This window comes from Halobacterium sp. GSL-19 (assembly GCF_016917855.1).
GTDB classification, from domain to species: Archaea; Halobacteriota; Halobacteria; order Halobacteriales; family Halobacteriaceae; genus Halobacterium; species Halobacterium salinarum.
In genome coordinates, this window is the sequence record NZ_CP070377.1 from 353,775 (window position 1) to 379,957 (window position 26,183).

Sequence of the window (26,183 nt, forward strand, 5' to 3'; positions counted from 1 at the left end):
CATCTAAATATATATTTGGCGATGCGGGTACCTTCGTTTTCCCGACTGTCGTGAGCGGTGGCACTGCGACGAACCATTCACGCAGGCAAAAACGAGCGACCACCCGGCAGCGCTACGCGGCCGGTTCCCCGGCGGTGCTCGCACGACGGTTCCGCACGAGCAGCGCCGCGAACACCGCGAGCCCGATCGCCCGCAGTCCGAGATCCACCACGACACCCGCCTGTCCGCCCGTAACGCCCAGCAGGCCGAGCACGTCGTTGGCCGTGGTGACGATGAGCGTGGGTGCCATCAGGAACAGCGCGCTGCCCGCGTACGCCACGCGCTCGGCGCGCGCAACGTCGGTGTACACGTGCCCGATGACGGTCGCAGCCAGCGCCACGACACCCAGGACGACACCCGCAATGGGGAGCACCACCTCCGGAACCGAATACCCCACGTCGAGGAGGTCAGCCACGCCGACGACGCTGTACTGGTCGCCCGGCGGCAGCGACCCGGCGTTGCGCCGCAACAGCATGACCCCTGGCGTCACCACGAACGCGAACGGCACGATGGCCTTGTTCAGCGACAGCGAGAACGCCTCGACGCCGGTGTCGAACGGGTCCGATTTCGCCACCCCGGCGGCCGCGTACGCCGCCACCGCGACCGGCGGCGTGATGTCCGCGATGACGCCGAAATACAGGATGTACAGGTGCGCGGCGAGCTCCGGCACCCCGAACGGCAGCAACACCGGCACGAGCAACACGGAGAGGATGATGTACGTGACCGTCGTCGGCATCCCCATCCCGAGGATGATCGAGGAGATCGCCGTGATCACGAGCACGACCACCAGCGAGCCCCCCGCGACGGCCTGAATCAGCGACACCAGGTTCGGCCCGAGCCCGGAGATGCTGATGACGCCCGGAATGATGCCGGCCGCGGCGACGGCGATCACGACCGGGACCGCGGTCCGGGCGCCGTCCTCCATCGACTTCAGGGTGAACACCCCGTACCGGAACAGCCCGTTGCCGGCAAGCGACGGGCGCCCCACCGCGGCGCTGACCGCGCCCGCGGTGTCGTCGACGGCGTCGTCGAAGCCCAGCAGGCTGGCGTCCGCCCGCGGCCGCAGCGCCATCGTTATCACGCCCGCCGCGATCGCCAGCCAGCCGAGTTCACCCAGCGTCGCGGCAACCGCTCCGCCCAGCGGCTGCGCGCCGGCACCACCACCGGTCAGCACCGCCACCAGTGAGCCGCCCCCCAGCCACTCCGCCAGCAGCGTGCCACCGGTCACCACCGTCAGCACGCCGCCCAACAGGCCGCGGGTTTCGTCGCCGTACGCCGCCACCAGCGCCATCAGTGCGCCGATCGCGACGATCGTGAACCACGCCGAGCGCGCCACCGACAGCCGCTCGACGATCAGGTAGTACAACAACAACCCGATCGGGACGAGGTAGAACCAGCCGGTGCGGAGGTGCGACCGAAGCGACACCAGGTCGTCGGTGCCGAGCCCGCCGATGTCCTCCTTGCCGGCCTCGAAATGCACCATCACCCACACGCCGAAGAAGAACACGAGCGCGGGGATGGTCGCGGCGACGATCACGTCCGCGAACGGCGTGCCGGTGTACTGCACGATGAGGAACGCCGCCGCCCCCATGACTGGGGGGAGGATCTGGCCGCCCGAGGACGCCGACGCCTCGACCGCGCCCGCGAACTCCGGGCGGTATCCCGAGCGCTTCATCAGCGGGATGGTGAACGCGCCCGTCGTCACCGTGTTCGCGATCGACGACCCCGAGATGGTGCCCATGAACCCGGACGCCAGGATGGAGGCCTTCGCGGGGCCGCCTTTCCGGGTTCCGGTCGCGCCGTAGGCCAGGTCGATGAACCACTGGCCGGCGCCCGACATCTCCAGGAACGCACCGAACAGGATGAACACGTAGATGAACTGCACGGACACCGTGACCGGAATCCCGAACACGCCGTTCTCGGTGTTATACCAGAGGTTTTGGATGATCTCCGGCCACGCGAACGGCGGGATCGAGATGATCTGCAGGTACGCCACGTCCTGTGGAATGAGGTAGCCGAAACGGGCGTACGCGATGAACGCGGCGACGATGCACATCAGCCAGAGGCTGATCGCTCGCCGCGTGGCTTCGAGCACGAGCACCACGCCGACCGCGCCGAGCACGAGCGCGTAGGAGGTGTGGCCGAGCGGCCCCAGCAACGCCCCGGCAGGGTTCAGGACGGGGCTGAGCGCGTCGAACACCGGCCGGATCACGTCGAGGTAGCCGAGCCACACCGTCGGGAGCGGACGCCCAGCGGTCAGGCCCAGATACCGGAGTTCACGGATCTCGGCGAAGTCCGTGATGAAGTACACCGCCGCCAGCGCCGACACCGCCGCGAACGCGATGTCGATCGGGGCCACGGCGTCGAGGTCGTCGTCGACGATCGCCCACGCCAGGCCCGCGCCGACAGCGTTGATCACGCGGGTCACCGGGTGCGACGAGCCCAGCCTGGCGGTGGCCGCCTCCGACAGCCGCTTGCACCGCCGCGCCACGGGCCCGTCACCGGTGCTCGCCGGATACAGCAGGAACGTCAACACGAGCGCGAACGCCACGTGCACGGCGTTGATCTGGAGCAATTGGAGTTTCGCCAGCGTGACCGACCCCACGATCGGGAGCGACACCGAGAGCACCGAACCCCGGGCCGCCAGCCACAACTGGAACACGGAGAACGCGATCCCGATCGCGGCGACCGCCAGCACGATCCGCCCGCTGAGGTCGCGTTTCCGCTCGATCTCTTGCAGTACTGAGTCCGCGTCCGGCGCGTCCGTCGTCGAGTGGTCGTTACTCATAGATGCTCTCGATCATCGTCGCAAGGAGTGTTCGATGGACAACATGAAGATCAACTGATTGTGCGTCGGTCACCGAGACGAGGTCGTAGCTTCGGTCGTCGACGTGCAGCGTGTGGCCGGCGATGCGTCCCGGTGACACCGTCAACACGGTTGCGTTGCGGTCCGGCGAGTAGACGAACGTCCCGTTCTCGATGGTGACGTTCGCGGCGCTGGGGAACCCCCAGCCGTACGACTCGAACTCCGCGCGCGTCATCTCCAGTGTCTCGCCGCGAACGGCGTAGGCCTCGTAGACGCGGGAGCGCTCGACGCTGTGTGTGTACTCCAGCGCCACCGTCGAGCCCTCTGAGACGGGCACCGTGAGATACCGCTGGTCGGTGTCGGTGTCGTCGGCGACCAGCACAGTTCCGGCCGGCACGACGGCAGCGATCACTGTCAGCACGGCCAGGACGCTGGCCGCCACGACGACGATACGAGTGCGGTTCATGAACTGATCTCTCTACGCATGTGGCTTGTGAAACACCCGCGTGTGGGGTGTGGAGGCGGCGTTACGACTCGAAGTAGGCGGCCGCGCCAGGGTGGAGGTCGATGGACATCCCGTCCTGGGCCGACGCCGTGTCGATGAAGTCGGGTTTGATGGTCAGGTCGCCGGTGTGCTCGAAGATCGCGCTCGTGACCTCCGTGACGGTCGCCTCGTCGACGCCGTCGTGGGTCGCGATCATCGCCTGCACGGAGACGGTTTCGATGGACCGGTCGATGCCGCTGTACGTCCCGCTCGGGATGGTGTCGTCGGCGAACCAGGACGCCGCCTCCTTGGCGGCGTCGCGGGCCTCTCCCTCGATGGGCACGATCTCGATGTCGTTGGTGTTGGCCAACTCCTCGATGGCACCCACGGGCCAGCCGCCGACCACGAAGGCGGCGTCGATGTCGCCGTTCCGGAGCTGTTCGGCGGCCTGTGCGAACGACGCGGTCTGCTCCTCGTAGTCTGTCACGCCGGCGGCCTCCAGGATCTGGAGGGCGTTGACCTGCGTGCCGGACCCGAGGTCACCGGTGTTGATGGTCGCGCCGTCGAGGTCGGCCACGGTCTCGATGCCGGTGTCCGCACGCGTGATCAGCGTGATCGTCTCCGGGTACAGCGTGGCGACGCCGACGAGGTTGTCGACCGCCCTGTCCTGGAAGGCATCGATCCCGGTGCCGTTCTTCGCGAAGTACGCGATGTCGTTTTGGATGAGCGCGAAGTCGGCGTTCCCCTTCGCGAGGCTGCCGACGTTCTCCACGCTTGCGCCCGTGGTCTGGACGTTCAGCGAGTAGTCCGTGTTGTCCTCGACGATGGTCTTGAACTCGTTCGACAGCGGGTAGTACGTGCCACTCTGGCCGCCCGCGTGCCACGACAGCCGCGTGCCGTCCCCGGCCCCGTCGCCACCGCCGGCGCACCCAGCCAGCGCAGCGATGCCGGTTGCCCCAGTCGCCTGCAGGAACCGCCGACGCGTGTGCTCAGTTGGCATACAGTTGCCGGTGGGTTCTCCATCGTATTAATATTTCGAACGTCGTATTCGGCGCTGTCGCACCCATTGTTCCATAACCAACGCCCGCAAAATTCACCACGAATTAAACCGATCCGTCGAAATAACGCGTGTTCTCAACGCGGTCGCTCAGATGCCTTTGCTCATCAGATGCGACCGCAACACGTCCGCCGCCTTGTTCGCCGTCCCCGTGTTCACCACCACCACGGTGTCGTCTTCCCCGAACGCGTCCCGGTCAGCCAGCTCCCACGCGCCCGCCGCCGCCGCCGCGCACGTCGCCCCCATCTCCGGGCCCGCACGGCTGGCGACCGCGGTGCCCGCCTCCAGGATCTCCTCGTCGCTCGCGGCCACCGCGCCGCCGTTGCTCTCGCGCAGTGCCTCCAACACCAGCCGGCTGCCCGCGGGGTCCGGGATCTCGATGCCGCCACAGATGGTGTCCGGCGTGTCCCACGGCTCGTGGGCGTCGCGGCCCTCCTGGAACGCCCGCACGATCGGCGCACACCCCTCGGCCTGCGCGGCGTACATCGCCGGCACGTCCGCGGTGATGCCGAGCTCGCGGAGCTCCGTGGCGGCCTTCCACATCCCCACGAGCCCGCCGCCGTCGCCGGTCGGATAGACCACGTGGTCGGGCGTCTCCCAGTCGAGTTGCTCGACGGTCTCGTACAGCAGCGTCTTCTTGCCCTCGTGGCGGTACGGCGTCGCGAACGCCTGCAGCGAGTACCACGCCTCGCCGTGTTCGTCCATGGCGTCCTCAAAGGCGGCGTTGGCGTCGCCGATGCGCCCCTGCACGACGTTCATGTCGCCGCCGTGGACGTTCACCATCGCCTTGGTGGTGAACCCCGAGCGGGACGGCAGGAACACGTGCGCATCGAGGCCCGCACGACCGGCGTACGCTCCCGCTGACTGTCCGGCGTTCCCCGTCGACGCCAACGCCACCTCGCTGGCACCGTGCTGGGCCGCCGCCGTCATCGCCACCGTCTGCCCGCGGTCCCTGAACGTGCCGGTCGGGTTGCGCCCCTCGTCTTTGATGTAGAGTTCGCCCACGCCGAGTTCGTCGGCCAGCCCCGGACACGGAACCAGCGCCGTCGCCCCCTCGTCCATCGACACCGCCGACCCACGCGTGAACGGCAGCAACTCCGCGTACCGCCACAGCGAGTCGAACCGCCGCGCGCCGAACGTCTCGGCGTCCACGTCCAGGTTCTCCAGGTCGTAGGCGGGGTCGAGGATGCCCCCACACTCCGGACACCGGTGGGTCGCCGCCGCGGCCGCGAACGATTCCCCACAGTCCACGCACTCCAGCCCCTCGAAGGCTCGCGTCGTCTCCATGCTGCGGTGTTTCGAACGCCCCGACAAAGGCCCTGTCCCTTCCAGCGTGGCCGGCGTCCTCGGGGCGGCACACGCGCCCCGAAAGCACCCACGTTGATGACGCCGCCACCCCAACACCCGGCCATGACCGACGAAGAGGCAGTGGTTGTGGGCGGCGGGCTGGCGGGGCTGGTGGCGGCGCGACACCTCGCGGCGGACGGTCTCGACGTGACCCTGTTCGAGCGCAACCCCACGGTCGGCGGCCGCGTCCGCTCCACGCACGCCGACGGCTTCACCTTCGACCGCGGCTTCCAGGTGCTGTTCACGTCGTACCCCGCGGCGAAACGCGAACTCGACTTCGACGTCCTCGACCTGCGGTCGTTTTCACCTGGGGCGGTCATCTGCCGCGGCGACCGGCGCGCAGTGCTCGGGGACCCCCTGCGCGATCCGGGCGCACTCGTTCCGTCGATGCTGAACCGGGAGGTATCGACGATGGACAAACTCCGCACGCTGCTGTTGAAGCGGGAACTGACCCGCAAACCCTTCGCGGACATCTGGAGCGACGCCGACGCCACCATCGAGCAGTATCTCGCCGCCCGCGGGTTCTCCGACCGGTACGTCGACCGGTTCGTGCGGCCGTTCTACGGGGGCATCACGCTGGACCGGTCGCTGTCCACGTCCAAGCGCGTCTTCGAGTACACGTTCAAACTGCTCGCCGACGGCCGGACCGTGCTCCCGGCCGCCGGGATGGGCGCGATCTCCGCCCAGCTGGCCGCCCGTGCCCGCGATGCGGGTGTCACCATCGAACCCGAAACGCCGGTCGAAGCCGTCCACAGCGATCCCGCTGCCGTCGACGTGCCCGGCGAACGGATCGACGCGGACGCCGTCGTCGTCGCCACGGACCCCGACGCCGCACGCGAGCTCACGGGCGTCGACGCGATCCCCACCGACTGGAAGGGCTGTACCACCCAACACGTCGCGCTCCCGGCCGCCCACCCGCTCGGTGACAGCGACCGCATCCACCTCAACGCCGCCGATGACGTGCCCAACACCGTCGCACCGATGTCCGGCGTCGCGCCCGAATACGCCCCCGACGACCGCGAACTCGTCGCAGTGACCACGCTGGGCACGCCGGACCGCTCGTCGACGGCCCTCGCCACCGCCGCCCGGGACGCCATCGCCGACTGGTATCCGGAGGCGTCGCTCGGCGGGTTCGAAGTCCTGCACACACACCGGGTGCCGTTCTCCCAGTTCGCACAACCCCCCGGCGTCCACGACACGCTCCCGGACACCACCGCCCCCGCGGGCGCGGTGTACGTCGCGGGATCGTACACGCACAACGCCTCGATAAACGGCGCCATGGAGAGCGGGCGGGCGGCCGCACGCGCCGCCAGCGATCACGTCTCGTAGCCGCGCGCGCCCACCAACAGCCCGTCGAGATCCCCGAGCGCGGGAAACCCCAGCGTCTCCCCGTTGCTGACGACGATCGGCCGGTAGCCCGCCGGCGGCGCCAACAGCGGCGACACGGCGGTGCCGTCGCCGAGCGTTCCGACCGGCGTCCCCGCCGCGAGCCGCGTGAACGCCGGCACCACGAGCACGTCGGCGCTGTCGTACTGCCCGGGGCCATAGAGGAAACACGGCCGCCGCTGCCCCCCACTGATCGTGACGGCCGGATGCTGGTGGCCGACCACGTACCGGTCCCCATCCGCCGCCGGCTCCTCGTGGCCGTGGCACACGACCGTGCCGTCGTCGAGCCGCACGCTGTCGGTTGCGGACACGCCAACCGCGGCAAGCATTCCGTCCCGGTTGCCCCGAACCACACGCAGGCCCGCGGCGCTGTCCTCGATCGCGCCGACGACTGCACCAACCGTCTCCGCGACCCCCGCCGGCAGCGACCCAGTGGCGTGCAATAGATCACCCGCTACCACCACGCGAGCCGGCTCGAACCGGTCGAGGTGGCCCCGCAACCGGGCCAGGATGTCCCGCCGCTCGTCCGACGCGCTGCCCCGCCCCACGTGCAGATCTGCCAGCACGAGCGCGTCGGCCGCCGGGAGATACGCCGCCCGCTGCCCGAACACCACCCACGCCGGCGTCTGGGACACACCCGATGCGTCGCAACCCGGCGAGTTATGCACAGCGATCCGCGGCGGCGGCCACCAGCCGGCTACCGCGCCTGCTGTGCCACCGCGTACGCCTCCCGGACGCGCTCGAAGGCCTCCCTGTCACCGCCGTGGTCCGGATGCGCGTCCTTGACGCGGTCCTGGTACGCGGCCCGCAGTTCGGTGTCGCTGGCCCCGCGTGAAACGCCCAGCGTCTCGAAGGCGTCCTCGATCGCCGCCGCCCCGTCGCTGTCACTCTCGGCAGCGCTGGCCGCCTCGAACACGTCGCTCACGTCCGGCGTCTCGAACGGGAGCCGGCCGCCGATCGCCCACCCGGGGAGCTCGTGCTCGGCCAACACCGCCGCCGTGTCCGCGCTCCGAATGCTGAAATACGCGCCCGCGTCGAAGGTCACCGCGACGTCGCGCTGTGGCAGGTAGAACGCCACGCTGCGACCAGCCACCACGTGGTCTTCGGCGAACGGCTCCCCGATCGCGTGCAAGTACTCCCGGATCTCCCTGCGGCGCTTCCACTCCCCGGACTCCCCCGTCGGGCCGTGGCTGTCCCCCGCGGGGAACAGCCGCTGCCCGGCGACGAACAGCGCGGCCGCAACCACTGTCACGCCACCCGTGATCGCAGCCCCCCACGCGAGCCATGCTCCTGGCACACGTCATCATGGGGGCTGCGTCGAAAAGAAACGTTCGCTCACCGCGACCGACCGGCCGCGGCTCAGCCGATATACCGCAGGTCCTCGTCGCCGGGACTGGGCGTCTCCTCCATGTCCTGGAGCCGCGACACGACCTCCTCCATCTCCTCGGCGCGGTCGTCCAGCGCCTCCTCGTCCATCTCGAAGTCGAGTCGCGCCCCCAGCACGGCCAACACGGCCTTGGCGGCCTTCGGGTCGACCAGGTAGCCCGACGTCTCCCCCATCAAGCAGGCCGCGTCGAACCCACGCTTCCCGCCGAGGCCGACCAGCAGCCCGCTCGATCCCACGATGCCGCCCGCGGGCTCCTCGCTGCGGAACTCCACGCCGGCGTCCGCGAGCCCGTCTTTCAGCGCCGCACTGGAGACCGCGCCGATCACGTCGTGGTCCTCGACGAGTTCGCCGGTCGGGACGCCGCCGAGCGAGAACACGTCCGTCGCGTCGAACTCCGCGGCCGCGTCCAGGAACGCCTCGGTCACGCGGTACTGGCCTACGGTGTCCTGGGCCTGGTGGTCGCCGGTCACCACGAGCAGATCCCGGCCGCTCGTCTCGACGGCGTGGATCTCCGCCGCCGCCAGCTCCGCGACGCTGTCGTCGCCGACGGTGACCTGTGGCGGGAAGTACTCGCTGTGCACGCGACACACGAGCTCGCTGTCCGCTTCCGCGATCACGTGCTCGGCGACCAGCTTGCCCACGTGCCCGACGCCCGGCAGCCCCTCGACGAGCGCCGGATCGTCCAGCGATGGCTCTGCAACCCACTCAATGCTGAGTTCGTCCATATCCCTACAGCCGGCGGCGCTCCTTAAGAGCGCGTCGGTACTTGCCGTGTGGGTCCGCCGGGTCGAACGGCGCTGGCGCGCTGTTGACGGCGTCACCGCCACACTCGGGACACGTCTCCGACAGCGTGTAGACGGGGCCGTCGTGGTGGCTGCGCCACGCCTCGCAGACGCGGATATCCGACTTCATTACGCGTCGTCGTCGAGCTGGCGCTCGCGGTGGAACGCGCCGCTCCCGTCGTGGGCCGTGACCGAGTCGACGGCGCGGTCGCCGGCCGCCTCGAGCGCGGACTCCGCGGTCTTGTAGTTCGGTGCCTGCACGCGCAGCCGGTACTCCGGCGCACCGACGTACGTCACGTCCAGGTCGACCTCGTCGGGCACCTCGCCGTTGCCCTCCGCGGCCTGTAACGCGTCCTTGATCGTGTCGACGCCGTCCCCGTCCGGCGACTGCAGCGAGACGTACCCCGTGACTGTGACGTACGGCACGGAGACGTTGTCGCGGGCGGTCTCGACGATGGCGTCGATCTCGTCGTCTTCGAGGGCGGTGTCAGCCAGCGCCTCGTGGCCGTGGATGGCCGCCTGCTCGAAGCCGTCGTAGAGGCTCCCGAAGTCCGCCAGCAGGCCGTTGGCGATGCGGCGGAACTGGTCGTCGGCCATGTCCTCGCCGAACGCCAGGGTCAGCCACTTGTCGGCCTTCTGTTCGTTCTTCCACTCCTGGATCGTGTCCGAGTGCTGGTGGTCGTTGACGTCCTTCAACGACAGGTCGATCTGTTGGGCGGACTCGTCGACGCCCAACACCTTCGCGACGACGGTCTGGTCCTCGTTGACGTGGTCGCGGACGTTCTTGATCCAGCCGCTGGCGACCTCACTGACGTGGACCAGCCCACGCTTGTCCTGGTACTGTTCGAGGTCGACGAAAACCCCGAAGTCCTCGATGTCGTCGACTTTCCCGACGACCAGTTCGCCCTCGTCGGGCCAGCCCTCGTATTTCATCTGGCCTCGACGGTTTCGATGACCTCACCGAGGAGGTCGGCCTCGCCGCCGGTCGGACGCGCAAGCGTCGTCCCGCAGACGGCACAGGCGACCTCCGTGGAGGCCTTCCCGAAGACGGTCTGTTCGTTCTCACAATCCGGACATTCGACGTTGTAAAATCCTCCTGACATTGGTCTACTCCTGGAGCACCAGTCGGCCGGCGCGCCATCCCTCACGCAGGTGGGCGTTGCCGCATTCGCTGCAGCGGTACTTGAGGTCCGTCCGGTTGGTCGGCTTGTTGCCGACCGGGACCTTCGAGAACCGACCGTGGTTCCCGATGGACGCGTTGGCGCGCTTCGTGCGGCGAGCGTCCCATTTCATGCCAGACGAGCGGCCGGAACGCACCTTCTCGGCCTCAAGCTGGTGGTGTTCGTCACAGTTCGGGCAGTAGCTGTTGAATCGGCGTGGCATCTCCATAGGCGGAATCAGCTCTGTTATCCCCCGATATGATTCGGCTGTTTAAAATCCGTTTGGTTCGGGGGCGGCAGCAGAACCGTCGTTCGAGTTGGACGCCCCGCGGCGGTTGCCGAGCAAACGTTTTGACAGTTCGATGTGACACGTCGGACATGTCACCGCCCCCCTCGTCCCGATCGCTGTCCGCCGTGTCTGAGTGTGCCGACGCGCGTCGCATTGGTCTCATCGCCGTCGTCATCGTGGTCTCGGCGTTCTCGCTCGGCGCTGCCCCACCGGCCGCGGCGGCACCACCGCCAGCGGACGTTTGTGGTGCGTGCGGTCCGAGCTTCGAGGAGGCCGCGGCGGCGGCCGGCGGCGACAACACCACCGTTGCGGCGTCCACGATGGACGTCCATGTTGCCGCCAACGGCACCACCCAGGTGTCCGTTGATCTGACCGTTGGCTCGGCGGACGCCCGCTGGGCCGCCGCCAACGCCGACGCCGTCCTCGCGGCACTCGCGGCCGGCAGCGACCCCACTGCGACCGACGGGATCGCGCCGGTCCCGGCAGCCGCCACTCTCACGGCTGGCGGGGACACCGTCACCATCGAGTACGACGCGCCCGGCGTCGCCCACACCGCGGCGGGCGGCGTGGTCGTCGTCGACGCCGTCGCCGACGGCAGACCGACGGGCTGGGAGGTCGACGCCGACGCCGTCCGGCTGCACGCACCCGCCGACCACGTCGTCACGCACGGCCCCGCCGACGCGCCCGTGACAACGTGGACGCGCGGCGACCAGCTCGACGACGCAGTCATCGCGTACGCTACCAGCGACGGCCTCGTCGCCACCGCCGCCACGCAGGCCGCCCTCGTCGCCGAAACCGGCCCCGCATTCCTCCGGTACGCAGCCATCGTGCTCGCGCCGACGCTGGCCGTGCTCGCCGGGCTGCTGTGGTCGACGCGTGCGGTCGGCACGCGCGTGCCGACCGTCGGCTCCACCCAAGCCGGCACCGTCGTCGCCGCCGCTGGCGGGGCTGCGGCCGTCGCGCTCGTCGGGTCCGGCGTGGTCTCTACGTACTTCGAGCTCTCCATCGCCGCCGCGCTGTTCGCCGCGCTCACTGCCGCCGCCGTCGGGACACTCGCAGCCAGCGGGCGGCTCCGAACGGTTCGCGGCCTCACAGCGGCGGCGGTCGGCACCCCGATCGCGCTCGGCACGCTCGCCGCCGTCGGCGGCGCACTCACACATCCCGCGGTCGCGCTGCCGACCGTCCGCAGGGCTGTCGTCTCGGGGCTGCTCGTGGCGCAACTCGGCGTGTTCGTCGTCCTCGGCGCGGCCCACGACGTCGCCCCCGCGAGTCGCTGGCAGCGGCTCGCAGCCGTTCTGGCACCGCCAGCGGCGGTCGTCGCCGTGGTCGGTCCGACGCTCGTGCTCGTCGCGTGGCTGCCCCTGCTCGTCGTCCTCGCCCACCCCACGTACTGGTTCGGACGCACCGCCGCAGGGGGGCTTCGAAGCGTTTAATCCGCGTTACGCCGAAACCGAACGCATGGAGCGGCTCATCATCCACGGCGACGCCGACGTCCGCCGGGAGGGCATCGTCGAGGTCGACGGCGAGGAGAAGCACCTCTTCCAGGTCACCCGGAACGGCGACTGGCACGGCCCCGACGAGGTCCAGCTGTGGTGTATCGCCGGCGACGAAGACGAGCTTGAGGACTACGAGAAACGCAACTTCGTCCCCCACTGGCTGGACGTCACGGCCGTCGACGCCGAAGACGTCACCGTCACGAAGCGCGCCGGCGACCTCGCGGTCTGAGCCCCCGGTGCCGTCGCGGTCGCTTGTGGCGTCGTTGTGACCGTGATGGGACCGCTGCGGGGCGCGACGAGTTCGCCGTCCGTCACCCGATAGATCGTGACCGCTGGCGTCCGGTGTACCGGCTCGATCCCGGGGTCGGCGCTGAGATCCGGGATCTCGTAGCGCGCGCGCTCGACCGGCCCCACCCACACGTAGGTCACGTCGTACTTTTCGAGGATCGCCGCCCGTGACGCGGCGTCCGTCGTCTCGTAGACGACGCCGATGTCGTCGACGCGTTGCTCCCACGCCGCCTGACTGTGGTAGTTGGCGGCGTGGGCCCACCCCGCGACGGTCGGCACCCCGCTCAAACTCGCCGCCGGGTTCTGCCACGTGTACGGATCGACGCCCGGTGCCGCGATGATCCGTGTTCCCCTGCGTCGGTCCCCCAGCCACCTGGCGGCCGCTGCTTCCCCTGGATGGGCGTCGCCGGCGTACTCCAGGGCGTCCAGGGACGCGTCGTCGGCGTTCGCGGCGTGCGTGGTCACCGCCAGCCCGCCGTAGACCGACGCCGCCACCACCAGCCCCACCACGAACACTGCTCCCAGGCCCCTGCTGGATGCGCGCCGTTCGGAGACGCCAGCGAGCGCAACGCCGCCCGCCACCGACCACAGCGCCCACACCTGTGCGTACACCTTGAACACGGTGTTGAACCGCTCGTAGGACGCCGCGTCGGCCAAGTAGACGTACTCCACGAGCACCACCAGCCCCGCGCCCGCGGCCACCAGCACGCACTCGACCCCGGCGGCGTTTCGGCGGCGGAGCCACCACGCAGCGCCCAGCACCGGCCCCACGAGCACCACCGCGGTGATGCCCACGCCACCGACGACCGGCCCAACGGCCACCGCCACAGCCACCGCAGCGCCCGCAGCCGCCGCCGCGACCACCCAGCCGGCCACCGATGTCGCCACGCGCGACACGAAGTACGCGCCGAACGCCGCGAGGAACAGCCCGTGCACGAACACCAGCGCGCCCGCCTGCGACGGCACCGGCAGCACGGCCAGGTGCTGGTTGCTCGCGCCGGCCAACAACACGTTCTGCACGAACGGCCACGCGATCGCCACGGCGAGCACGCCACCGACGGCCGCGACGCCCACCGCCAGCAGGACGCGCTGCACCGACTGTCCCACCGCCGACCGCCGACGCGTCCACCGCTGCACCCCCGTCGGCAGCAGCGTGGCGGGCGCGGGGTCGGCCAGCGCGACGGCGAGCGCGGCCACCCCGAACACGGTCGGCAGGCTCCACGTGTTCACGGTCAGAATCGCCGCCCCGGCCACCGGGAACCCGCCCCACAGCAGCGCCCAACGCCGCCGCCGCTGTCGGGCCGGCGTCCGATAGTACGCCACCCCGACCGCCACGGCGACGAACAGCACGGGCACGCTCACCATGTGGGCGTGGAGGTCGCCGTTCAGGTACGCGAACAGCGGGAACTCGTTGAGCCCGGTTTCCATGAACCGGCTGGCGTGCCACATGTCGAACGCCTCGGGGGTGATCGCCGGCCGACGGTCGGCGTTGATCCCCGCGGCCACGACCGCCGCCCTGACAACGTCCACGCGCGCCGCGAGCAGCCGGATCACCGGCCCGAGGTTGCTCGCGAACCCGAACGCGAACGCCCCGAGCACGCCCGCTCGCACGCGCCTGGGCCGCGTGACGACGACCGCAGCGGCGGCCGCCGGGAGCGCGACGACCAGCCAGTCGACGCCGGTCGCCAGCACCACCACGGCCATCGCGACCCCGGCCCCACCGATCGCTGTCGGCACACCCACCGGCCGACCCTCGCCGCCGTTGCCCGCGGCGATCGTGCTCGCAAGCCCGTACGCCGCCGTACACCCCATCGCGTAAACGCCGGCGAGCGCGGGCTCGTACGCGAACCGCGGGGCCGTGTCCGTGAGGTGGGCGCCGATGCTCGCCATGAGCTGGCCGCCGTAGTAGTAGACGACGCGCTCGCCCGCGAACCACATGTCACGCGGGGGTAGCTGGCCGGCCCGGTCGAGCGCCTGCAACAGCCCGAAATCCAGGAACTGCTCGCCGCCGCCCGGCTGAACCCCGTCGGCCCACGCCCGGACAACGATGAGGAACACGAACGCGACCGTGAACACGCCGACCACTTCCAGCAGCGGCTTCCGCGGGATCTCGACGCCACCGCGCGCCAGCCACGCGGCTGCCGCGAGAACCGCCACGAACACCCCGCCGACGACCAGCTGTCCGTACGCGACCTGCCCCACCCAGAGGGTCGCCAGCGTCACCACCACCAGGGACAGCGGCATCGCAACCGACGCCCCACGGTCGGGCGCGTCCGGGAGCAGGCGCGACGCCACGGGTAGGCCTGCCACCAACAACACCCCGAAGAACACCCACCATCGAGCGACCACCCCGAACTCCATTAGCGGAGGCGTGGCGTTGATCCGGCAAACGTTTTCGGGTTCCGCCCGCGGCTCCGCCGACCGGCGGACCGAATAGCTTACTCGGCGACGCGCACTCGCACGTCACAGCACGATGGGAGACAGCACCGACGACCACGAGGCGACCGCCCCCGGCGAGACTGTGTCAGAGGCTGAACGCGACGCGCTGGTGACGATCTCTCACGGCGCTGTCGTCACCTCCGGCGGCGTCTCCGCCCAGCGCGCGCTCGTCGCCGCAGTGGAGTTCGCGCTCGCCCGCGGTCTCGGCCCCGTCGCGTACGGCGTCTACGCGCTCGCGTGGCGGATCGCACAGCTGCTGTCCCGGCTGGTCACCTTCGGCAGCGTCCCCACCCTCCAGCGGTACCTGCCCGCCGCCGACGCCCGCCGCCGCTCTCGGGTGACCGGCCTCGCGTACGTCACCACCGCCGGCGTTGGACTGCTCATCACGGCGGGCGTCTGGCTCGCGGCACCCCGCCTGAACGCCGCCACCGTCGACCACCCGTCGTTCCCGGCGGCGATGCGGCTGTTCGGCGTGGTCGTCGTGCTCGTCGGCCTCGTGATGGTGTACGCCGCCACCTTCCGCGCCGACGGCTCGGCCCGCGGTGAAGTCCTGTTCAATAAACTCCTCCGGCCCGCCGTCCGCCTCGTGGGCGCGCTCACGGCGCTCGCGCTCGGCTACTCCGTGGTGGGCGTCGCCGGCGCATACGCCGCCAGCATGCTCGTCCTCGTCGTTCTCGGGTTCCCACTCACGGCGCGCGTCACCGGCGTCACGCCGACGCTGCGCGGCCTCCGCCGGGACGCCCGCCGGTTCTACGACCACGCAGCCCCGGTCGCGATGAGCAGCTTCGGGAAGGTGTTCCAGAACCGCGCCGACATCCTCCTCGTGGGCGCGCTCCTCACGGCCGTCGCGGCCGGCGTCTACAACGTCGTGCTCGTGCTCGTCTCCATCGCGTGGATCCCCCTGCTGTCGTTCAACCAACTGCTCCCCCCGGTCGCCTCCCGGCTCCACGCCGCCGGCGACATCGACACCCTGAACGCCGTCTACTCGTCGGTGACCCGGCTCATCGTCACCACCGTCGTCCCCATCCTCGCCGTCGAGCTCGTGTTCGGCCGCGACCTGCTCGCGCTGTTCGGCCCGACGTACACCCGCGGATACGGGCCGCTCGCCGTCTACCTCGCGGGCGTGTTCGTCGGCAGCGCCGTGGGCGCGACCGGCTGGCTGCTCATGATGACCGACCACCAGTACGCCCGGATGGCGCTGGACTGGCTGCTCGCCGTGCTCAACGTCGCCCTCACGTACGTCTTCGTCGTCGAGTTCAAGCTCGTCGGCGCGGCGCTCGGCACCTCGCTGGCCATCGCCGTCCAGAACGCCCTTCAGGTCCTGCTCCTCCGGCGCTTCGAAGGGCTCTGGCCGTTCGATGCCACGTTCCTCCGACCGCTCGCCGCCGGTGCCGTGATGGCCGCCGCGATGCTCGGCGTCCGATCCCTGCTCGTGGACGGCTCGCTGGCAATCGCTGCCGGTGTTCTCGTCGGCCTGCCCTCGTATCTCGGCGCGCTCTCGGTCCTCGGCGTCGACCCCCGCGACCGACTCGTCGTCCGCGAACTCGCCACGCGCTACCGGAACACGATCGTCGACGCGGTTCGGCGCTGATTGGACCCCGTGGGGCAGTCGCTGCCGGCGATCGACGACACGATCCGCGCCGGCGCTCGCTGCGCTCGGCTGTAATGAGAACACGCACCGCTGCACAAGCAGGGGACAGGAACTCTCGGGAGGCCCCGCGACAGTGGCGAGGCTCAGGAGTCGAGTTCCAGAGGAGTAGCGGGAGGTAGATTTGAACTACCGATCTCCGGGTTATGAGCCCGGCGGAATCTCCTGGCTATCCCATCCCGCTATCAATCCATAACTCGGTTTTACGTATAAGGGTTCTGATTCGGTCGCCGTGTGGGAGATTTCCTACACGTCGAGCTCGTCAAGCAGCCTGTCGGCGGCGGCCGCCGACGACCCCGGACCGCGCGCGGTCACCAGGTCGCCGTCGACCGTGACGCTCGTCTCCGAATCGAGTTCGGCGTCCCAGTCTGCGCCCACAGCCACGACCTCGTCCTCGACCCAGTAGGGGAGCTTGCGGCCGTCGGGCAGCCGGTCGTGCTCGTCGACGATTCCCTCCTCCCACTCGTTGGGGAAGCCGGTGATCGACCGGCCCTCCGCCAGGAAGTCACCGTTGTCGGTGCGCGTCCACGCCAGGATGCCGATGGTGTGGCAGACAACCAGCGCCGTCCCGTCCTCGCCGGCGACCGCGTTCCGCAGCAGGCGGCGCGCGTCGACGTCCTGGTTCACGTCCCACTCTGCGCCGTGCCCACCGGGGAACACGACCGTGTCGTAGTCCGCGGCCGTCTGGGCGGCCAGCGGCTCGGGGTCGTTCAGCCGCTCGTCGTTCTCGTGGACCTCCTGCACCCACTCGGCGGTGTCGGCGTCGACCTCGGCGGTGTCGACGGATCGCTCGTCGAGCACGGCCGGCCCGCCACTCGGCGTCGCCACCGTCACGTCGAACCCAGCGTCGTCGAGCGTCGTCAACGGCTCGATGCATTCTTCGCCCCAGTATCCCTCCTCGCTCACGACCAGCAGTGCGGATGCCATGTACCCCTTCGTACGGCACCCGAGAAGAAAAACCGCGTGTCCGCCGCGATCCCCGCCGGCTTCCCGGCTCAATGATCGCCCTGGTCGTCGACGACGACGACCTCGCCGTCCGCCACGTCGACGTTGATCAGCGTCCGCACGTCCATGTCCGTGTCGTCGAGCTCGTTCGGCCCCGCCTTCTTGATGACCGCCAGCACGTCCGCGACGTCCGCGCCGGTCTGCTCCAAGGCGTCCGTGATCGCGCGCAGCGTCCCGCCGGTCGACAGCACGTCGTCGAGCACGAGCACGCGGTCGCCCTCGTGAACGTCGTTGATGTACATCTCGTTCTCCGAGTAGCCCGTCTCCTGGCTGAGCGCGACCTCGCCGGGCAGCCCGTACTCGCGTTTCCGAATGACCACGATCGGGATGTCCGTCATCAACGAGACCGCCGTGGAGATGTGGATCCCCATCGCTGCGGGGGTGACGATCTTGTCGACCTCGTCGAGTTCGGCCTTCCGAATGATGCGAATGACGATCTCCCGCAGCAACTCCGGCTCCAGCATCGGGACGCCGTCACTGATCGGATGTACGAAATAATGGTAACCGTCCTTCTCGATGATGGGGGCATCGAGCAGGGACTGCTTGAGCCGATCCATGCAGGAAATACTCGCGGGCCGACGAAAAGGTGACGGAACGGAATGCCCGTGGTACGCCCTACAGGGCGGTGATCGCCACGACGAACGCGGCCACAACCACAGCCACCACCAGGATGCTCGTGCTGTAGTCCGCCCGCAGTGACACCGGTGAATCCGTGTCACCGAGCAGCCGCCCGGCCACCGCGTCCGGCGCGCGAACGACGTCCGCGGTCGCGGACGCCGCCGCCACGACAACGCGATCCACGGCCGCGTACAGCTCGGTCACGCCGACCACGAGCGCCCGCGTGCCGTAGAACAGCACGCGGTTGTAGACGGCGTCGACGTCGGGCACCCGCCCAAGCCCCGACAGCGGTGCCTTCACGAGGACGAACCCGATCACGCCCAGGACGGCAAGCGCCACACCCTCCGTGAGGTGGGACATCGTGTACGTCGTGTACACGTGGCCGACCGGCGGGTTCGTGGTCACGTCGATCGGGAGGATGCCGAACAACCCCTCGGGGTACAGCCCGTACCCCAGGCACAGCGCCGCGATCGCGACCATCGCGGCGGCCTGCCCGCGGTTGGCGTCTTTCACGGTGCCGTCGTAGCTCCCGTGGAAGAACGCGTAATACCCGAACTTGATGAACGACATGAACGTGCCGACGCCACCGAGCAACAACAACACCTGGAGGCCGGTGAACTCCCCGACAGTGACCAGCGGCGCGTGCATGTAGTGACTCGCCGAGATGATGATGCCCTTCGAGACGAAGCCGTTGAACCCGGGGAACCCGCTGATCGACAGCGCCGCCACGGTGAACGCCCCGGCCGTGATCGGCATCTCGCGGGCGAGCCCGCCGAGCTTCGGGAGGCGCTCCTCACCGGTCCGGTAGACGATGACGCCCGCCGTCATGAACAACAACCCCTTGTAGAGGATGTGGTTGAACACGTGCGCGAACGCGCCGGCCTGTGCGAGCGCGGAGCCGATGCCCACGCCGGCCACCATGTACCCGACCTGCGACTGAATGTGATACGAGAGCAGCCGCCGCATGTCGTTTTGGAACAGCGCCATCATCGCGCCGAACACCGCCATCGCGCCACCCATGTACGCCACCGCCATGTTCCCGTGCTCGGGGAACACGCGATACAGCCCGTACACGCCGGTTTTCGTGGTGAACACGCACAGGAACACGCTGGCGGCGATGTGCGGGCGCGGGTAGGTGTCGGGCAGCCACGCGTGCAGCCCCACGAACCCGACGTTCACGCCGATCCCGAGCGCCGCCAACACGGGCGCGACGCTGCCCGCTAGCCCCGCCGTCTCGGGGCCGCCCGGCACCGACCCGAACAGGAACGTGCCCGTTTCGGCGAACTGCCAGATGATCGCGGCGAGCAACAGCGTCCCGCCGATGCCGTGGGCGAGCGCGTATCGGAACCCCGCGCGCACGGCCTTCCCGCCGTAATGCCAGACCAGCAGCGTGCTCGTGGCGGCCATCAGCTCCCAGAAGAAGATGAGGGTGAGCCAGTCGCCCGCGAACACGGCACCCAGGCTGGTCCCCACGTACCCCAGCGCGAACGCGGTCTGGATGTTCTCGGCGTCGCTGGCGTACGAGTACACCACGCCGGCGGCGCCGATGAGCCCGAAGATCAGCCCCATCAGCGTCGAGAACGGGTCGACGTTGAGCAGGATCGCGTGGAACCCGAACAGCTTCACCGGCAGGTGTGCGCCCGTGGCGACCAGCCACACGTACGGCACCACGGCCGCCGACGCCACCGCGCCCAGCGCGTGCCCGGTCCGCCGCGACAGAAACGGCACCAGCAGCGCGGCCACCAACACCGGCACGAACGGCGGCACGAAGGTGTCGATCATACACCCACCACCCCCATCGCGGTCGCGGTGTCAACCACCGTCCGCACGAGGGACAGGAACACCGCGGTGTCCGGGATCACGCCCAGCACGATCGACCCGAACGCCGCGAACACCACCGGTCCGATGAGGAACCACGACCCCTCCGCGCCGGACACCGCCCGGCGCTCGAAGCCGCCGCCCTCGTGGCCGCCGTCGGTGCGGGTGTGTCCGGCCAGCCGGCCGCCGAGCGCCCCACTGACCAGGGGTTTCTCGTCGCTGTCACCCTGGGATTCGAAGAACGCCGTGTAGACGACCGGCCAGAAGTACGCGATGTTGAGCACGCCGGAGACCAACAGCGCCGCCGTGAACACGAGGTGGCCGCCCGTGACGGTGCCGATGAGCAGGAAATACTTGCTCACGAACCCGGCGACCAACGGGATGCCAGCCATCCCCGCGGCGGCGACCGCGAACGCCGTCATCGTCAGCGGCATGCGCTTGCCGATGCCGGCCATGTCCGAGATGTCGTCGGTGTGGGTTTCGACGTGCAACGCGCCCGCACAGAAGAACAGTGTGAGCTTCATGAACGCGTGTGCGGGGATATGCAACAGCCCCCCGATGAGCGCCCACTTGGTGGCGTCGGCTCCCGGGGTGGCTGCGCCGACAGCCAGCCCCAACACGATGTACGACAGCTGGCTCACCGTCGAGAACGCCAGCCGCCGCTTGAGGTTGTCCTGGCGGAGCGCGATGACGCTCGCCACGATGAGCGTGATCGCCGCGACGACCGCGACCGCCATGCCCACGTTGAGGTGGGCAACGAGGTCGATCCCGTAGACGTCCAAGAGCACGCGCGCGATCCCGAACACGCCGCTTTTCACGACCGCCACGGCGTGCAACAGCCCCGAGACGGGGGTGGGCGCAACCATCGCGTCGGGCAGCCAGGAGTGCAGCGGCATGAGCGCCGCCTTCACCCCGAACCCGGTGATGAGCAGGCCGAACGCCGCCCGCGCGAGCGTCGGGTCGGCGGTCGCGAGCCCGCCGATGCCGCCGGGCGCGAACGCGGTGGTGCCGGTGGCGTGGTAGACGAGCACGACGCCCGCGAGCACCGCGACGCCGCCACCGAACGTGTACGCGAGGTACTTCCGACCGGCCGCCCGCGCGGCGTCGGTTTCGTCATGGACGACCAGCGGGTACGTCGCGACGGTCAGCAGCTCGTAGGCCAGATACAACACCACGAGGTTCGCGGCGAACGCCACGGCGATCGCGGACGCGATGCTGCCCGCGAACGCGGCGAAATACCGGGTCTGGCTGTGCTCGCCGAGCCCCCGCATGTAGCCGATGCTGTAGAAGCTCGCCGCCAGCCACAGCGTGCTCGCCAGCAGCGCGAACAACACGCCGAGTGCGTCCGCCCGCAGCGCCAGCGAGACGCCCGGGACGAACGTGGACAGCGTGGTGACGTAGACGTCGCCCGCGATGGCACCCGGCACCATGCTGCCGACCAGGCCCAGCGTGAGCACGGACGCCAGCAGCGTCCAGCCCTCCCGGAGGTTCGGGCGGCTGCCCGACGCCAGGATCGGCGCGATGGCAACCACCGACACGAGCACCGCGGCCAGCGGCCGGAGTGAGGTGATTTCTGTCATGACAGAAGCTGTGTGAGTGTCGCCTGCATCTGTGTGCTGTACACGAACGCACCGAACCCGAGCGCAACGGCGCAGACGGTCGCGCCGACGACGGTCGCGTACATCCCCGTCGACGACGACGCCGGCGTCTCGGCGCCGTCGGAGCGGCCGTCAGCGGGCACCGTCGCGGGCGCCCGGAAGAACATCCGCTCGACGAGCCGCAGGAAGTACGCCAGCGTGAGCAGCGTGCTCGCCACGATCACGGCCAGCAGCGCCCACGATCCCGCCTCGGCCGCGCCGATCGCGATATACCACTTGCCCGCGAAGCCGACCGTCGGCGGCACTCCGACCATCGACACCGCGAGCACGCCGAACGCGCCCGCAGCAACCGGGCTGCGGTCGGCCAACCCGTCGAACTCGTCGATCGTTCGCGCGCCCGTCTCCGTCGCCACGACCCCCGCGGTGAGGAACAACCCGCCTTTCATGACCGCGTGCCCGACCAGGTGGATCGCCGCCCCGGTCAGCGCGGTGTCGTTCCCGATCGCGATCGCAGCCAGGATGAGGCCGAACTGCGACACCGAGGAGTACGCGAGCACGCGCTTGATCTCGGACTGGGAGACCGCAAGCAGGCTTCCCGCGACGATGCTGACGACGGCGCCGCCGATCAGGATCGCCCGAGCGACCGGCGTCGAATCGAGGAACCCAGCGCCGAACACGGTGTACACCACGCGCAACAGCGCGTACGCCGCGACGGTGGAGACGAGCGCGGAGATGAGCGCGCTCACGGTGTCGGGTGCGCCCGCGTACGCGTCGGGCTGCCAGGTGTGCAGCGGGAACACGGCCACCTTGATGAACAACCCAACGACGATGAGCGCGAACGCCGCCTGCGCGAGCACGGGGTCAGCATCCGCGAGCTTCGCGGCCAGGTCGGCCATGTTCAGTGTGCCGGTGCCGACGTACGCGTACCCGATCCCCAGCAGGAACAGCGACGCGCCGAACGTCCCCACGAGGAGGTATTTCAGGGCGGCGACCGTCGACCGGCTGTCCTCGCCGGCTGCCACCAGCGCGTACGCCGTCAGCCCCGTGATCTCCAGGAAGACGTACATGTTGAACAGGTCCGCGGTGACGGTCATCCCGGACAGCCCGGCCACCAGCAGCATGTAGATCGCGTAGAACGCGTTCGACCGTGGGCCCGCGCGGCGGGCGTACGCCAGCACACCCAGGGACACCACCGCGATCAACACCAGCACCGTCGCCGACAGCCCGTCGACGACCAGTTCGATCCCGAACGGCGTCTCGAAGCCGCCGACGACGTACGCGATCCGGGCGGGCCCGGCGCCGAACGTCGCCGCGGCCAGCACGCCGGCGACGGCGACCTGAGCCAGCGACGCGACGGCCGCGACCGGCCACCCGGTCTTCGGGCGCGCGATCCCGGCCGCGAACGCCAGCACCGACCCGAAGATCGGGACCGCAACCACGAACGGAACCAGATCAGTCACTGCTGCGCACCTCCTTGAGCGTGCGCTCGTCGAGCGTCCCGTAGTCGTCGTAGATGCGCACGATCATCCCGAGCGCGACCGCGGTCAGCGCCACCCCGACGACGATCGCGGTCAGGATGAGCACGTGGGGCACCGGGCTGACGTGTGGCGTCTCGGATGTCAACAGCGGCGGGGTGCCGCCCTCGACGTACGCCGACGCGATGAAAAACAGGAAGATGCCCGTCTGGAAGATGTTCATGCCGATGACCTTCTTCACGAGATTACCGGCAGCGATCATGACGTACGTTCCGATCCCGATCAGCAGGAACGACGCGATGTAGTAGTCTTTCGCCGCGAGTGCTTCCATCATTTGTCGTTGCCTCCGTCGTCGTTCGTCCCGGCGTCGATGGCGATGAACAACCCCGTGATGGTGCTCGCCACGATCGCGCCGATGAACAACTCGATGATCTCGATACTGTACTTGCTGGCGTGGTGCCCGCCGAACACGGAGACGTCCAGGAACGCACCGCCCAACAGGACCGTGCTGGACGCGACGGCGAGGAACGCCGTGACACCGCCGACGACGATCGCCACGAGCAGCCGCTCCCCGACCCACTCCCTGACCGGGTCGATGCCGAACGCGATCCCCAGCATCAACATCACCGTCGCGACGATGACGCCGCCCTGGAAGCCGCCGCCGGCCGAATCCGCGCCGTGGAACATCACGAACAGCCCGTAGGTGAACACGAACGGCGACACCACCCGGACCGTTCCCATGATGATCGAGCTCTCGATGTACGACTGGCGCTGCGATGACGGGGGGCGGTCGCTCATGCGAACACCTCCCGACGCAACACCACGAGGAGTCCGACGCCCGCCGAGTAGACGACGACCGCCTCACCCAGGGTGTCGAACCCACGGTACGACGCCAGCACGGCCGTCACGACGTTTTTCACGCCCGCCTCGTGGTAGGCGTGGTCGATGTAGTACCGCGTCACCTCCGACGTGACCGCGATGTTGCTGGGGTCGCCGATCGTCGGCAGCGCGTGCACCGTCGTCAACAGCGCCCCGACGAGCACCACAGCGGCACCGAACGCGGGCACGTTGAGGCGCTCGAACACCGCCTCGTCACCGGGGCGCACGGTCTTGGCGATCGTCAGCAGGAACAACACGGTGGTGACGCCGGCACCCACTGCCGCCTCGGTCAGCCCGACGTCGGGGGCCTGCAACACCACCCAGACGACCGCAACGCCGAGGCTGTACGTCGCGAACGCGATGATCGACGCGAGCACGTCACGGAGCACGGTGGTCGCAAGCGCCGTTGCGACCACGAACACCAACAGCGGGAGTTCGATGTTCATTCCCCCTCACCTCCCTCGTGGTCGTCGGCTGTCCACGGGTCGATTCCCTGGTCGGCGGCGGCGCGCGCGATCGCGTGCGCCGCGGTCGGGTTCGTGATGAACATGAATACCAACAGCAGGCCGGCTTTCAGACTCGACAGGCCGCCGCCGAACGCGACGGCGACGGCTGCGAGCGCGAGTCCGGCACCCAGGGTGTCGCTTTTCGACGCGCCGTGGGCGCGCGTGTAGATGTCGGGCAGCCGCAGCAGGCCAACGGCGGCGACGAACGTGAAGAAGACGCCACCGGCGAGCAACACGCCGGCGGCGATCGTGGTCGGCGTCACAGTACCCCACCCCGTTCGACCGTGAACTTCGAGATGGCGATGCTCATCAGGAAGTTCAACAGCGCGTACACGATGGCGATGTCCAGGGCCGCCGTCAGCTCCGTGGCCGCGCCGACGAGCGCCAGGATCACCACGATGTTCGTGCCGATGGCGTTCACGCCGATGACGCGGTCCTGCATCGTCGGTCCGACGAGCACCCGGTACAACACGACCGCCGACAGCAGGATGAACGCGCCGGCACCGGCCAACAGCACCTCGGACAGCAGTGTCACTCCGAGTCACCCGCGTTGGTGTCGGTGCGCGATGCCGACTGTGCGCTGTCGATGCCGGCACTGTCGACGCTCCCGTCCGGGGTTTCACCGCGCTCGGACGGGGTCGCCGACCGCATCGCCGCCCGCCCGTAGAAGACGAACCGAACGGCGCGTTCGAGCCCGCCCGCAAGCAGGTCGCGGCGGGCGTCAGCGGTGAGGCTGTGCACCGTGAAATGTCGCTGTGTCACGTCCACGGTCAGCGTCCCGGGTGTCAGCGTGATGCTGTTCGCGAGCGTCGTTGCGGGCAGCTCCGACCACACCGCGGCGTCGAACTCCACGACGGCCGGGTCGATCGGGAGCCGGGGATGCAACACCACCTTCGCGATCGCGACGTTCGCTTTCGCGATCTCCCACAGCAGGTACGGCGCGTACACCAGCATGCGGCCGACGCGGCCGACCAGCCGGCGCGGGCGCACCGACCCCTGCGTGGAGACACGGCGCAGCACGCCCGCGACGATGGTTGCGGTGATCGCGCCCGTGATGAGGTTGACGGTCGTGAGCTCGGTGGCGATGAGCTGGTAGAACCCGAACGCCGCGCCGAACAGCAGCGCGAACTGCCCCAGGCCGGCCGATCGCGTGATCGGGCCGCGCCGGGTCGCGCGCTCGACGGGTGCGAGCTCGGTTGTCAGCCCGGCGGCCTCCAGCTCGCGCTCCAACGGCGGGAGCAGCGGGGCCATCCCCAGGGGGTTGAACCGTGGGTCAAGCACGACCGCAGTGACCCCGTTTTCACGTGCGTATGCGCCGAAGACGTCGGCGTAATCGCCCGGGTTGAACAGGTAGACGTCCAGCCCGACCAGGCTCGTCTCGATGGCGACCCTCGATGCGTCGTCGCCGAGATCGTCGGTGGCCCACACCGACACCCGATCGAGCAACGCTTCGGCCTCGGCTGCAGCCGCGCTGTCGGCCGCGTTCGCCGGCCGCTCGGAGACCGGGCAGACGAAATGAAGCGTCGGCGTTCCGTCGCGTTCCTGCGCGCGGTCGGCCGCATGGGAGACGGTCTGCCTGACCGTCTCGGAGTCCGCAACCGGGATCAGCAGGTCGTTATCCGCCATCACTCACCTCCGGCGGTTCGGACCGCGCACTGCCAGGCGGCCGCGTGACT

General features: G+C 69.5%; 27 protein-coding genes and 1 tRNA gene. 4 read left to right on the forward strand and 24 right to left on the reverse strand.

Features of this window, described 5'->3' with window-relative positions:
• Positions 1-112 precede the first annotated feature (112 nt).
• From JT689_RS03520 to JT689_RS03535, 4 genes are all read right to left on the reverse strand, one after another.
• Positions 113-2,827 (reverse strand): TRAP transporter permease, encoded by a 2,715-nt coding sequence (locus JT689_RS03520; protein WP_205251538.1) that lies wholly within the window; start codon positions 2,825-2,827, stop codon positions 113-115.
• Positions 2,820-3,311 (reverse strand): DUF1850 domain-containing protein, encoded by a 492-nt coding sequence (locus JT689_RS03525; protein WP_205251539.1) that lies wholly within the window; start codon positions 3,309-3,311, stop codon positions 2,820-2,822. Before JT689_RS03525 ends, JT689_RS03520 begins: the two co-directional genes overlap by 8 nt.
• Before the next feature lie 61 nt (positions 3,312-3,372).
• Positions 3,373-4,329 carry a TAXI family TRAP transporter solute-binding subunit gene (locus JT689_RS03530; protein ID WP_205251540.1) on the reverse strand — a complete coding sequence of 319 codons (957 nt, stop codon included), beginning with the start codon at positions 4,327-4,329 and terminating at the stop codon, positions 3,373-3,375.
• Between the two features lie 147 nt (positions 4,330-4,476).
• Entirely contained in the window at positions 4,477-5,673 is a 1,197-nt protein-coding gene (locus JT689_RS03535) for a threonine synthase (RefSeq protein WP_205251541.1), read from the reverse strand.
• Positions 5,674-5,796: 123 nt separating this feature from the next.
• On the opposite strand from JT689_RS03535, the gene JT689_RS03540 reads away from it, so the two are divergent.
• On the forward strand, positions 5,797-7,062 hold the full coding sequence (locus JT689_RS03540) for an NAD(P)/FAD-dependent oxidoreductase (protein WP_205251542.1): 1,266 nt from the start codon (positions 5,797-5,799) through the stop codon (positions 7,060-7,062).
• On the opposite strand, the gene JT689_RS03545 is transcribed toward JT689_RS03540, so the two are convergent.
• From JT689_RS03545 to JT689_RS03575, 7 genes are all read right to left on the reverse strand, one after another.
• A complete protein-coding gene (locus JT689_RS03545) occupies positions 7,050-7,754 on the reverse strand; it encodes a metallophosphoesterase (RefSeq protein WP_229373393.1) in 705 nt (234 codons plus the stop codon). The genes JT689_RS03540 and JT689_RS03545 overlap by 13 nt on opposite strands.
• Positions 7,755-7,816: 62 nt before the next feature.
• Positions 7,817-8,416 (reverse strand): J domain-containing protein, encoded by a 600-nt coding sequence (locus tag JT689_RS03550; RefSeq protein WP_012289178.1) that lies wholly within the window; start codon positions 8,414-8,416, stop codon positions 7,817-7,819.
• A gap of 62 nt (positions 8,417-8,478) precedes the next feature.
• A complete protein-coding gene (locus tag JT689_RS03555; RefSeq protein WP_205251543.1) occupies positions 8,479-9,231 on the reverse strand; it encodes a proteasome assembly chaperone family protein in 753 nt (250 codons plus the stop codon).
• A gap of 4 nt (positions 9,232-9,235) precedes the next feature.
• Entirely contained in the window at positions 9,236-9,418 is a 183-nt protein-coding gene (locus JT689_RS03560; RefSeq protein ID WP_010902365.1) for an RNA-protein complex protein Nop10, read from the reverse strand.
• Positions 9,418-10,221 carry a translation initiation factor IF-2 subunit alpha gene (locus JT689_RS03565; protein WP_010902366.1) on the reverse strand — a complete coding sequence of 268 codons (804 nt, stop codon included), beginning with the start codon at positions 10,219-10,221 and terminating at the stop codon, positions 9,418-9,420. Before JT689_RS03565 ends, JT689_RS03560 begins: the two co-directional genes overlap by 1 nt.
• Entirely contained in the window at positions 10,218-10,391 is a 174-nt protein-coding gene (locus tag JT689_RS03570) for a 30S ribosomal protein S27e (protein WP_010902367.1), read from the reverse strand. Before JT689_RS03570 ends, JT689_RS03565 begins: the two co-directional genes overlap by 4 nt.
• A 4-nt stretch (positions 10,392-10,395) precedes the next feature.
• A complete protein-coding gene (locus JT689_RS03575; protein WP_012289179.1) occupies positions 10,396-10,677 on the reverse strand; it encodes a 50S ribosomal protein L44e in 282 nt (93 codons plus the stop codon).
• Positions 10,678-10,826: 149 nt separating this feature from the next.
• On the opposite strand from JT689_RS03575, the gene JT689_RS03580 reads away from it, so the two are divergent.
• Together JT689_RS03580 and JT689_RS03585 are read left to right on the forward strand one after the other, a co-directional pair.
• Positions 10,827-12,170, forward strand: coding sequence for a hypothetical protein (locus JT689_RS03580; protein ID WP_205251544.1), 1,344 nt, complete (start codon positions 10,827-10,829; stop codon positions 12,168-12,170).
• A 25-nt stretch (positions 12,171-12,195) separates the two neighbouring features.
• Positions 12,196-12,462, forward strand: a complete 267-nt coding sequence (locus tag JT689_RS03585) for an HAH_0734 family protein (RefSeq protein WP_012289181.1) — start codon at positions 12,196-12,198, stop codon at positions 12,460-12,462.
• Here the strand turns inward: JT689_RS03585 and JT689_RS03590 are convergent.
• Positions 12,363-14,882 (reverse strand): DUF2298 domain-containing protein, encoded by a 2,520-nt coding sequence (locus JT689_RS03590; protein ID WP_205251545.1) that lies wholly within the window; start codon positions 14,880-14,882, stop codon positions 12,363-12,365. The two genes, JT689_RS03585 and JT689_RS03590, sit on opposite strands and share 100 nt — an antisense overlap.
• 112 nt (positions 14,883-14,994) lie before the next feature.
• Between JT689_RS03590 and JT689_RS03595 the strand changes: the two genes are divergently transcribed.
• On the forward strand, positions 14,995-16,551 hold the full coding sequence (locus JT689_RS03595; protein WP_205251546.1) for a lipopolysaccharide biosynthesis protein: 1,557 nt from the start codon (positions 14,995-14,997) through the stop codon (positions 16,549-16,551).
• A gap of 166 nt (positions 16,552-16,717) precedes the next feature.
• On the opposite strand, the gene JT689_RS03600 is transcribed toward JT689_RS03595, so the two are convergent.
• The 12 genes from JT689_RS03600 to JT689_RS03655 form a co-directional block, all read right to left on the reverse strand.
• Positions 16,718-16,792: transfer RNA gene (locus JT689_RS03600), tRNA-Met, on the reverse strand.
• Between the two features lie 62 nt (positions 16,793-16,854).
• On the reverse strand, positions 16,855-17,535 hold the full coding sequence (locus JT689_RS03605) for a DJ-1/PfpI family protein (RefSeq protein WP_205251547.1): 681 nt from the start codon (positions 17,533-17,535) through the stop codon (positions 16,855-16,857).
• A 68-nt stretch (positions 17,536-17,603) separates the two neighbouring features.
• Complete coding sequence (hpt, locus tag JT689_RS03610; protein ID WP_010902373.1) at positions 17,604-18,170, reverse strand: hypoxanthine/guanine phosphoribosyltransferase; 567 nt, start codon at positions 18,168-18,170, stop codon at positions 17,604-17,606.
• Positions 18,171-18,228: 58 nt separating this feature from the next.
• Positions 18,229-20,013 carry a Na(+)/H(+) antiporter subunit D gene (locus JT689_RS03615; RefSeq protein ID WP_205251548.1) on the reverse strand — a complete coding sequence of 595 codons (1,785 nt, stop codon included), beginning with the start codon at positions 20,011-20,013 and terminating at the stop codon, positions 18,229-18,231.
• Entirely contained in the window at positions 20,010-21,629 is a 1,620-nt protein-coding gene (locus JT689_RS03620) for a cation:proton antiporter (protein WP_205251549.1), read from the reverse strand. Before JT689_RS03620 ends, JT689_RS03615 begins: the two co-directional genes overlap by 4 nt.
• Positions 21,626-23,107 (reverse strand): monovalent cation/H+ antiporter subunit D family protein, encoded by a 1,482-nt coding sequence (locus JT689_RS03625; protein ID WP_205251550.1) that lies wholly within the window; start codon positions 23,105-23,107, stop codon positions 21,626-21,628. Before JT689_RS03625 ends, JT689_RS03620 begins: the two co-directional genes overlap by 4 nt.
• On the reverse strand, positions 23,100-23,456 hold the full coding sequence (locus tag JT689_RS03630) for a cation:proton antiporter subunit C (protein ID WP_010902377.1): 357 nt from the start codon (positions 23,454-23,456) through the stop codon (positions 23,100-23,102). Before JT689_RS03630 ends, JT689_RS03625 begins: the two co-directional genes overlap by 8 nt.
• The gene (locus JT689_RS03635; RefSeq protein ID WP_205251551.1) at positions 23,453-23,920 is read right to left on the reverse strand and encodes a Na(+)/H(+) antiporter subunit B; all 468 of its coding nucleotides are present in this window, start codon (positions 23,918-23,920) and stop codon (positions 23,453-23,455) included. Before JT689_RS03635 ends, JT689_RS03630 begins: the two co-directional genes overlap by 4 nt.
• Complete coding sequence (locus tag JT689_RS03640; protein WP_010902379.1) at positions 23,917-24,447, reverse strand: DUF4040 domain-containing protein; 531 nt, start codon at positions 24,445-24,447, stop codon at positions 23,917-23,919. Before JT689_RS03640 ends, JT689_RS03635 begins: the two co-directional genes overlap by 4 nt.
• Positions 24,444-24,770 carry a monovalent cation/H(+) antiporter subunit G gene (gene mnhG, locus JT689_RS03645; protein ID WP_205251552.1) on the reverse strand — a complete coding sequence of 109 codons (327 nt, stop codon included), beginning with the start codon at positions 24,768-24,770 and terminating at the stop codon, positions 24,444-24,446. The genes JT689_RS03640 and mnhG overlap by 4 nt, the downstream gene beginning before the upstream one ends.
• Positions 24,767-25,042, reverse strand: coding sequence for a cation:proton antiporter (locus JT689_RS03650; protein WP_010902381.1), 276 nt, complete (start codon positions 25,040-25,042; stop codon positions 24,767-24,769). Before JT689_RS03650 ends, mnhG begins: the two co-directional genes overlap by 4 nt.
• The gene (locus tag JT689_RS03655; RefSeq protein ID WP_010902382.1) at positions 25,039-26,133 is read right to left on the reverse strand and encodes a monovalent cation/H+ antiporter subunit E; all 1,095 of its coding nucleotides are present in this window, start codon (positions 26,131-26,133) and stop codon (positions 25,039-25,041) included. Before JT689_RS03655 ends, JT689_RS03650 begins: the two co-directional genes overlap by 4 nt.
• Positions 26,134-26,183: the final 50 nt, after the last annotated feature.

Excerpts from the sequence above, each read along its gene's own strand:
- JT689_RS03575 (WP_012289179.1), bottom strand. The coding sequence starts at position 10,677 with ATGGAGATGCCACGCCGATTCAACAGCTACTGCCCGAACTGTGACGAA.
- JT689_RS03530 (WP_205251540.1), bottom strand. The coding sequence starts at position 4,329 with ATGCCAACTGAGCACACGCGTCGGCGGTTCCTGCAGGCGACTGGGGCA.
- JT689_RS03640 (WP_010902379.1), bottom strand. The coding sequence starts at position 24,447 with ATGAACATCGAACTCCCGCTGTTGGTGTTCGTGGTCGCAACGGCGCTT.
- JT689_RS03520 (WP_205251538.1), bottom strand. The coding sequence starts at position 2,827 with ATGAGTAACGACCACTCGACGACGGACGCGCCGGACGCGGACTCAGTA.
- JT689_RS03590 (WP_205251545.1), bottom strand. The coding sequence starts at position 14,882 with ATGGAGTTCGGGGTGGTCGCTCGATGGTGGGTGTTCTTCGGGGTGTTG.
- JT689_RS03615 (WP_205251548.1), bottom strand. The coding sequence starts at position 20,013 with ATGATCGACACCTTCGTGCCGCCGTTCGTGCCGGTGTTGGTGGCCGCG.
- JT689_RS03580 (WP_205251544.1), top strand. The coding sequence starts at position 10,827 with ATGTCACCGCCCCCCTCGTCCCGATCGCTGTCCGCCGTGTCTGAGTGT.
- JT689_RS03620 (WP_205251549.1), bottom strand. The coding sequence starts at position 21,629 with ATGACAGAAATCACCTCACTCCGGCCGCTGGCCGCGGTGCTCGTGTCG.
- JT689_RS03525 (WP_205251539.1), bottom strand. The coding sequence starts at position 3,311 with ATGAACCGCACTCGTATCGTCGTCGTGGCGGCCAGCGTCCTGGCCGTG.
- JT689_RS03605 (WP_205251547.1), bottom strand. The coding sequence starts at position 17,535 with ATGGCATCCGCACTGCTGGTCGTGAGCGAGGAGGGATACTGGGGCGAA.
- JT689_RS03655 (WP_010902382.1), bottom strand. The coding sequence starts at position 26,133 with ATGGCGGATAACGACCTGCTGATCCCGGTTGCGGACTCCGAGACGGTC.
- JT689_RS03555 (WP_205251543.1), bottom strand. The coding sequence starts at position 9,231 with ATGGACGAACTCAGCATTGAGTGGGTTGCAGAGCCATCGCTGGACGAT.
- JT689_RS03630 (WP_010902377.1), bottom strand. The coding sequence starts at position 23,456 with ATGATGGAAGCACTCGCGGCGAAAGACTACTACATCGCGTCGTTCCTG.
- JT689_RS03570 (WP_010902367.1), bottom strand. The coding sequence starts at position 10,391 with ATGTCAGGAGGATTTTACAACGTCGAATGTCCGGATTGTGAGAACGAA.
- JT689_RS03560 (WP_010902365.1), bottom strand. The coding sequence starts at position 9,418 with ATGAAGTCGGATATCCGCGTCTGCGAGGCGTGGCGCAGCCACCACGAC.
- JT689_RS03595 (WP_205251546.1), top strand. The coding sequence starts at position 14,995 with ATGGGAGACAGCACCGACGACCACGAGGCGACCGCCCCCGGCGAGACT.
- JT689_RS03535 (WP_205251541.1), bottom strand. The coding sequence starts at position 5,673 with ATGGAGACGACGCGAGCCTTCGAGGGGCTGGAGTGCGTGGACTGTGGG.
- JT689_RS03635 (WP_205251551.1), bottom strand. The coding sequence starts at position 23,920 with ATGAGCGACCGCCCCCCGTCATCGCAGCGCCAGTCGTACATCGAGAGC.
- JT689_RS03540 (WP_205251542.1), top strand. The coding sequence starts at position 5,797 with ATGACCGACGAAGAGGCAGTGGTTGTGGGCGGCGGGCTGGCGGGGCTG.
- JT689_RS03565 (WP_010902366.1), bottom strand. The coding sequence starts at position 10,221 with ATGAAATACGAGGGCTGGCCCGACGAGGGCGAACTGGTCGTCGGGAAA.
- JT689_RS03585 (WP_012289181.1), top strand. The coding sequence starts at position 12,196 with ATGGAGCGGCTCATCATCCACGGCGACGCCGACGTCCGCCGGGAGGGC.
- hpt (WP_010902373.1), bottom strand. The coding sequence starts at position 18,170 with ATGGATCGGCTCAAGCAGTCCCTGCTCGATGCCCCCATCATCGAGAAG.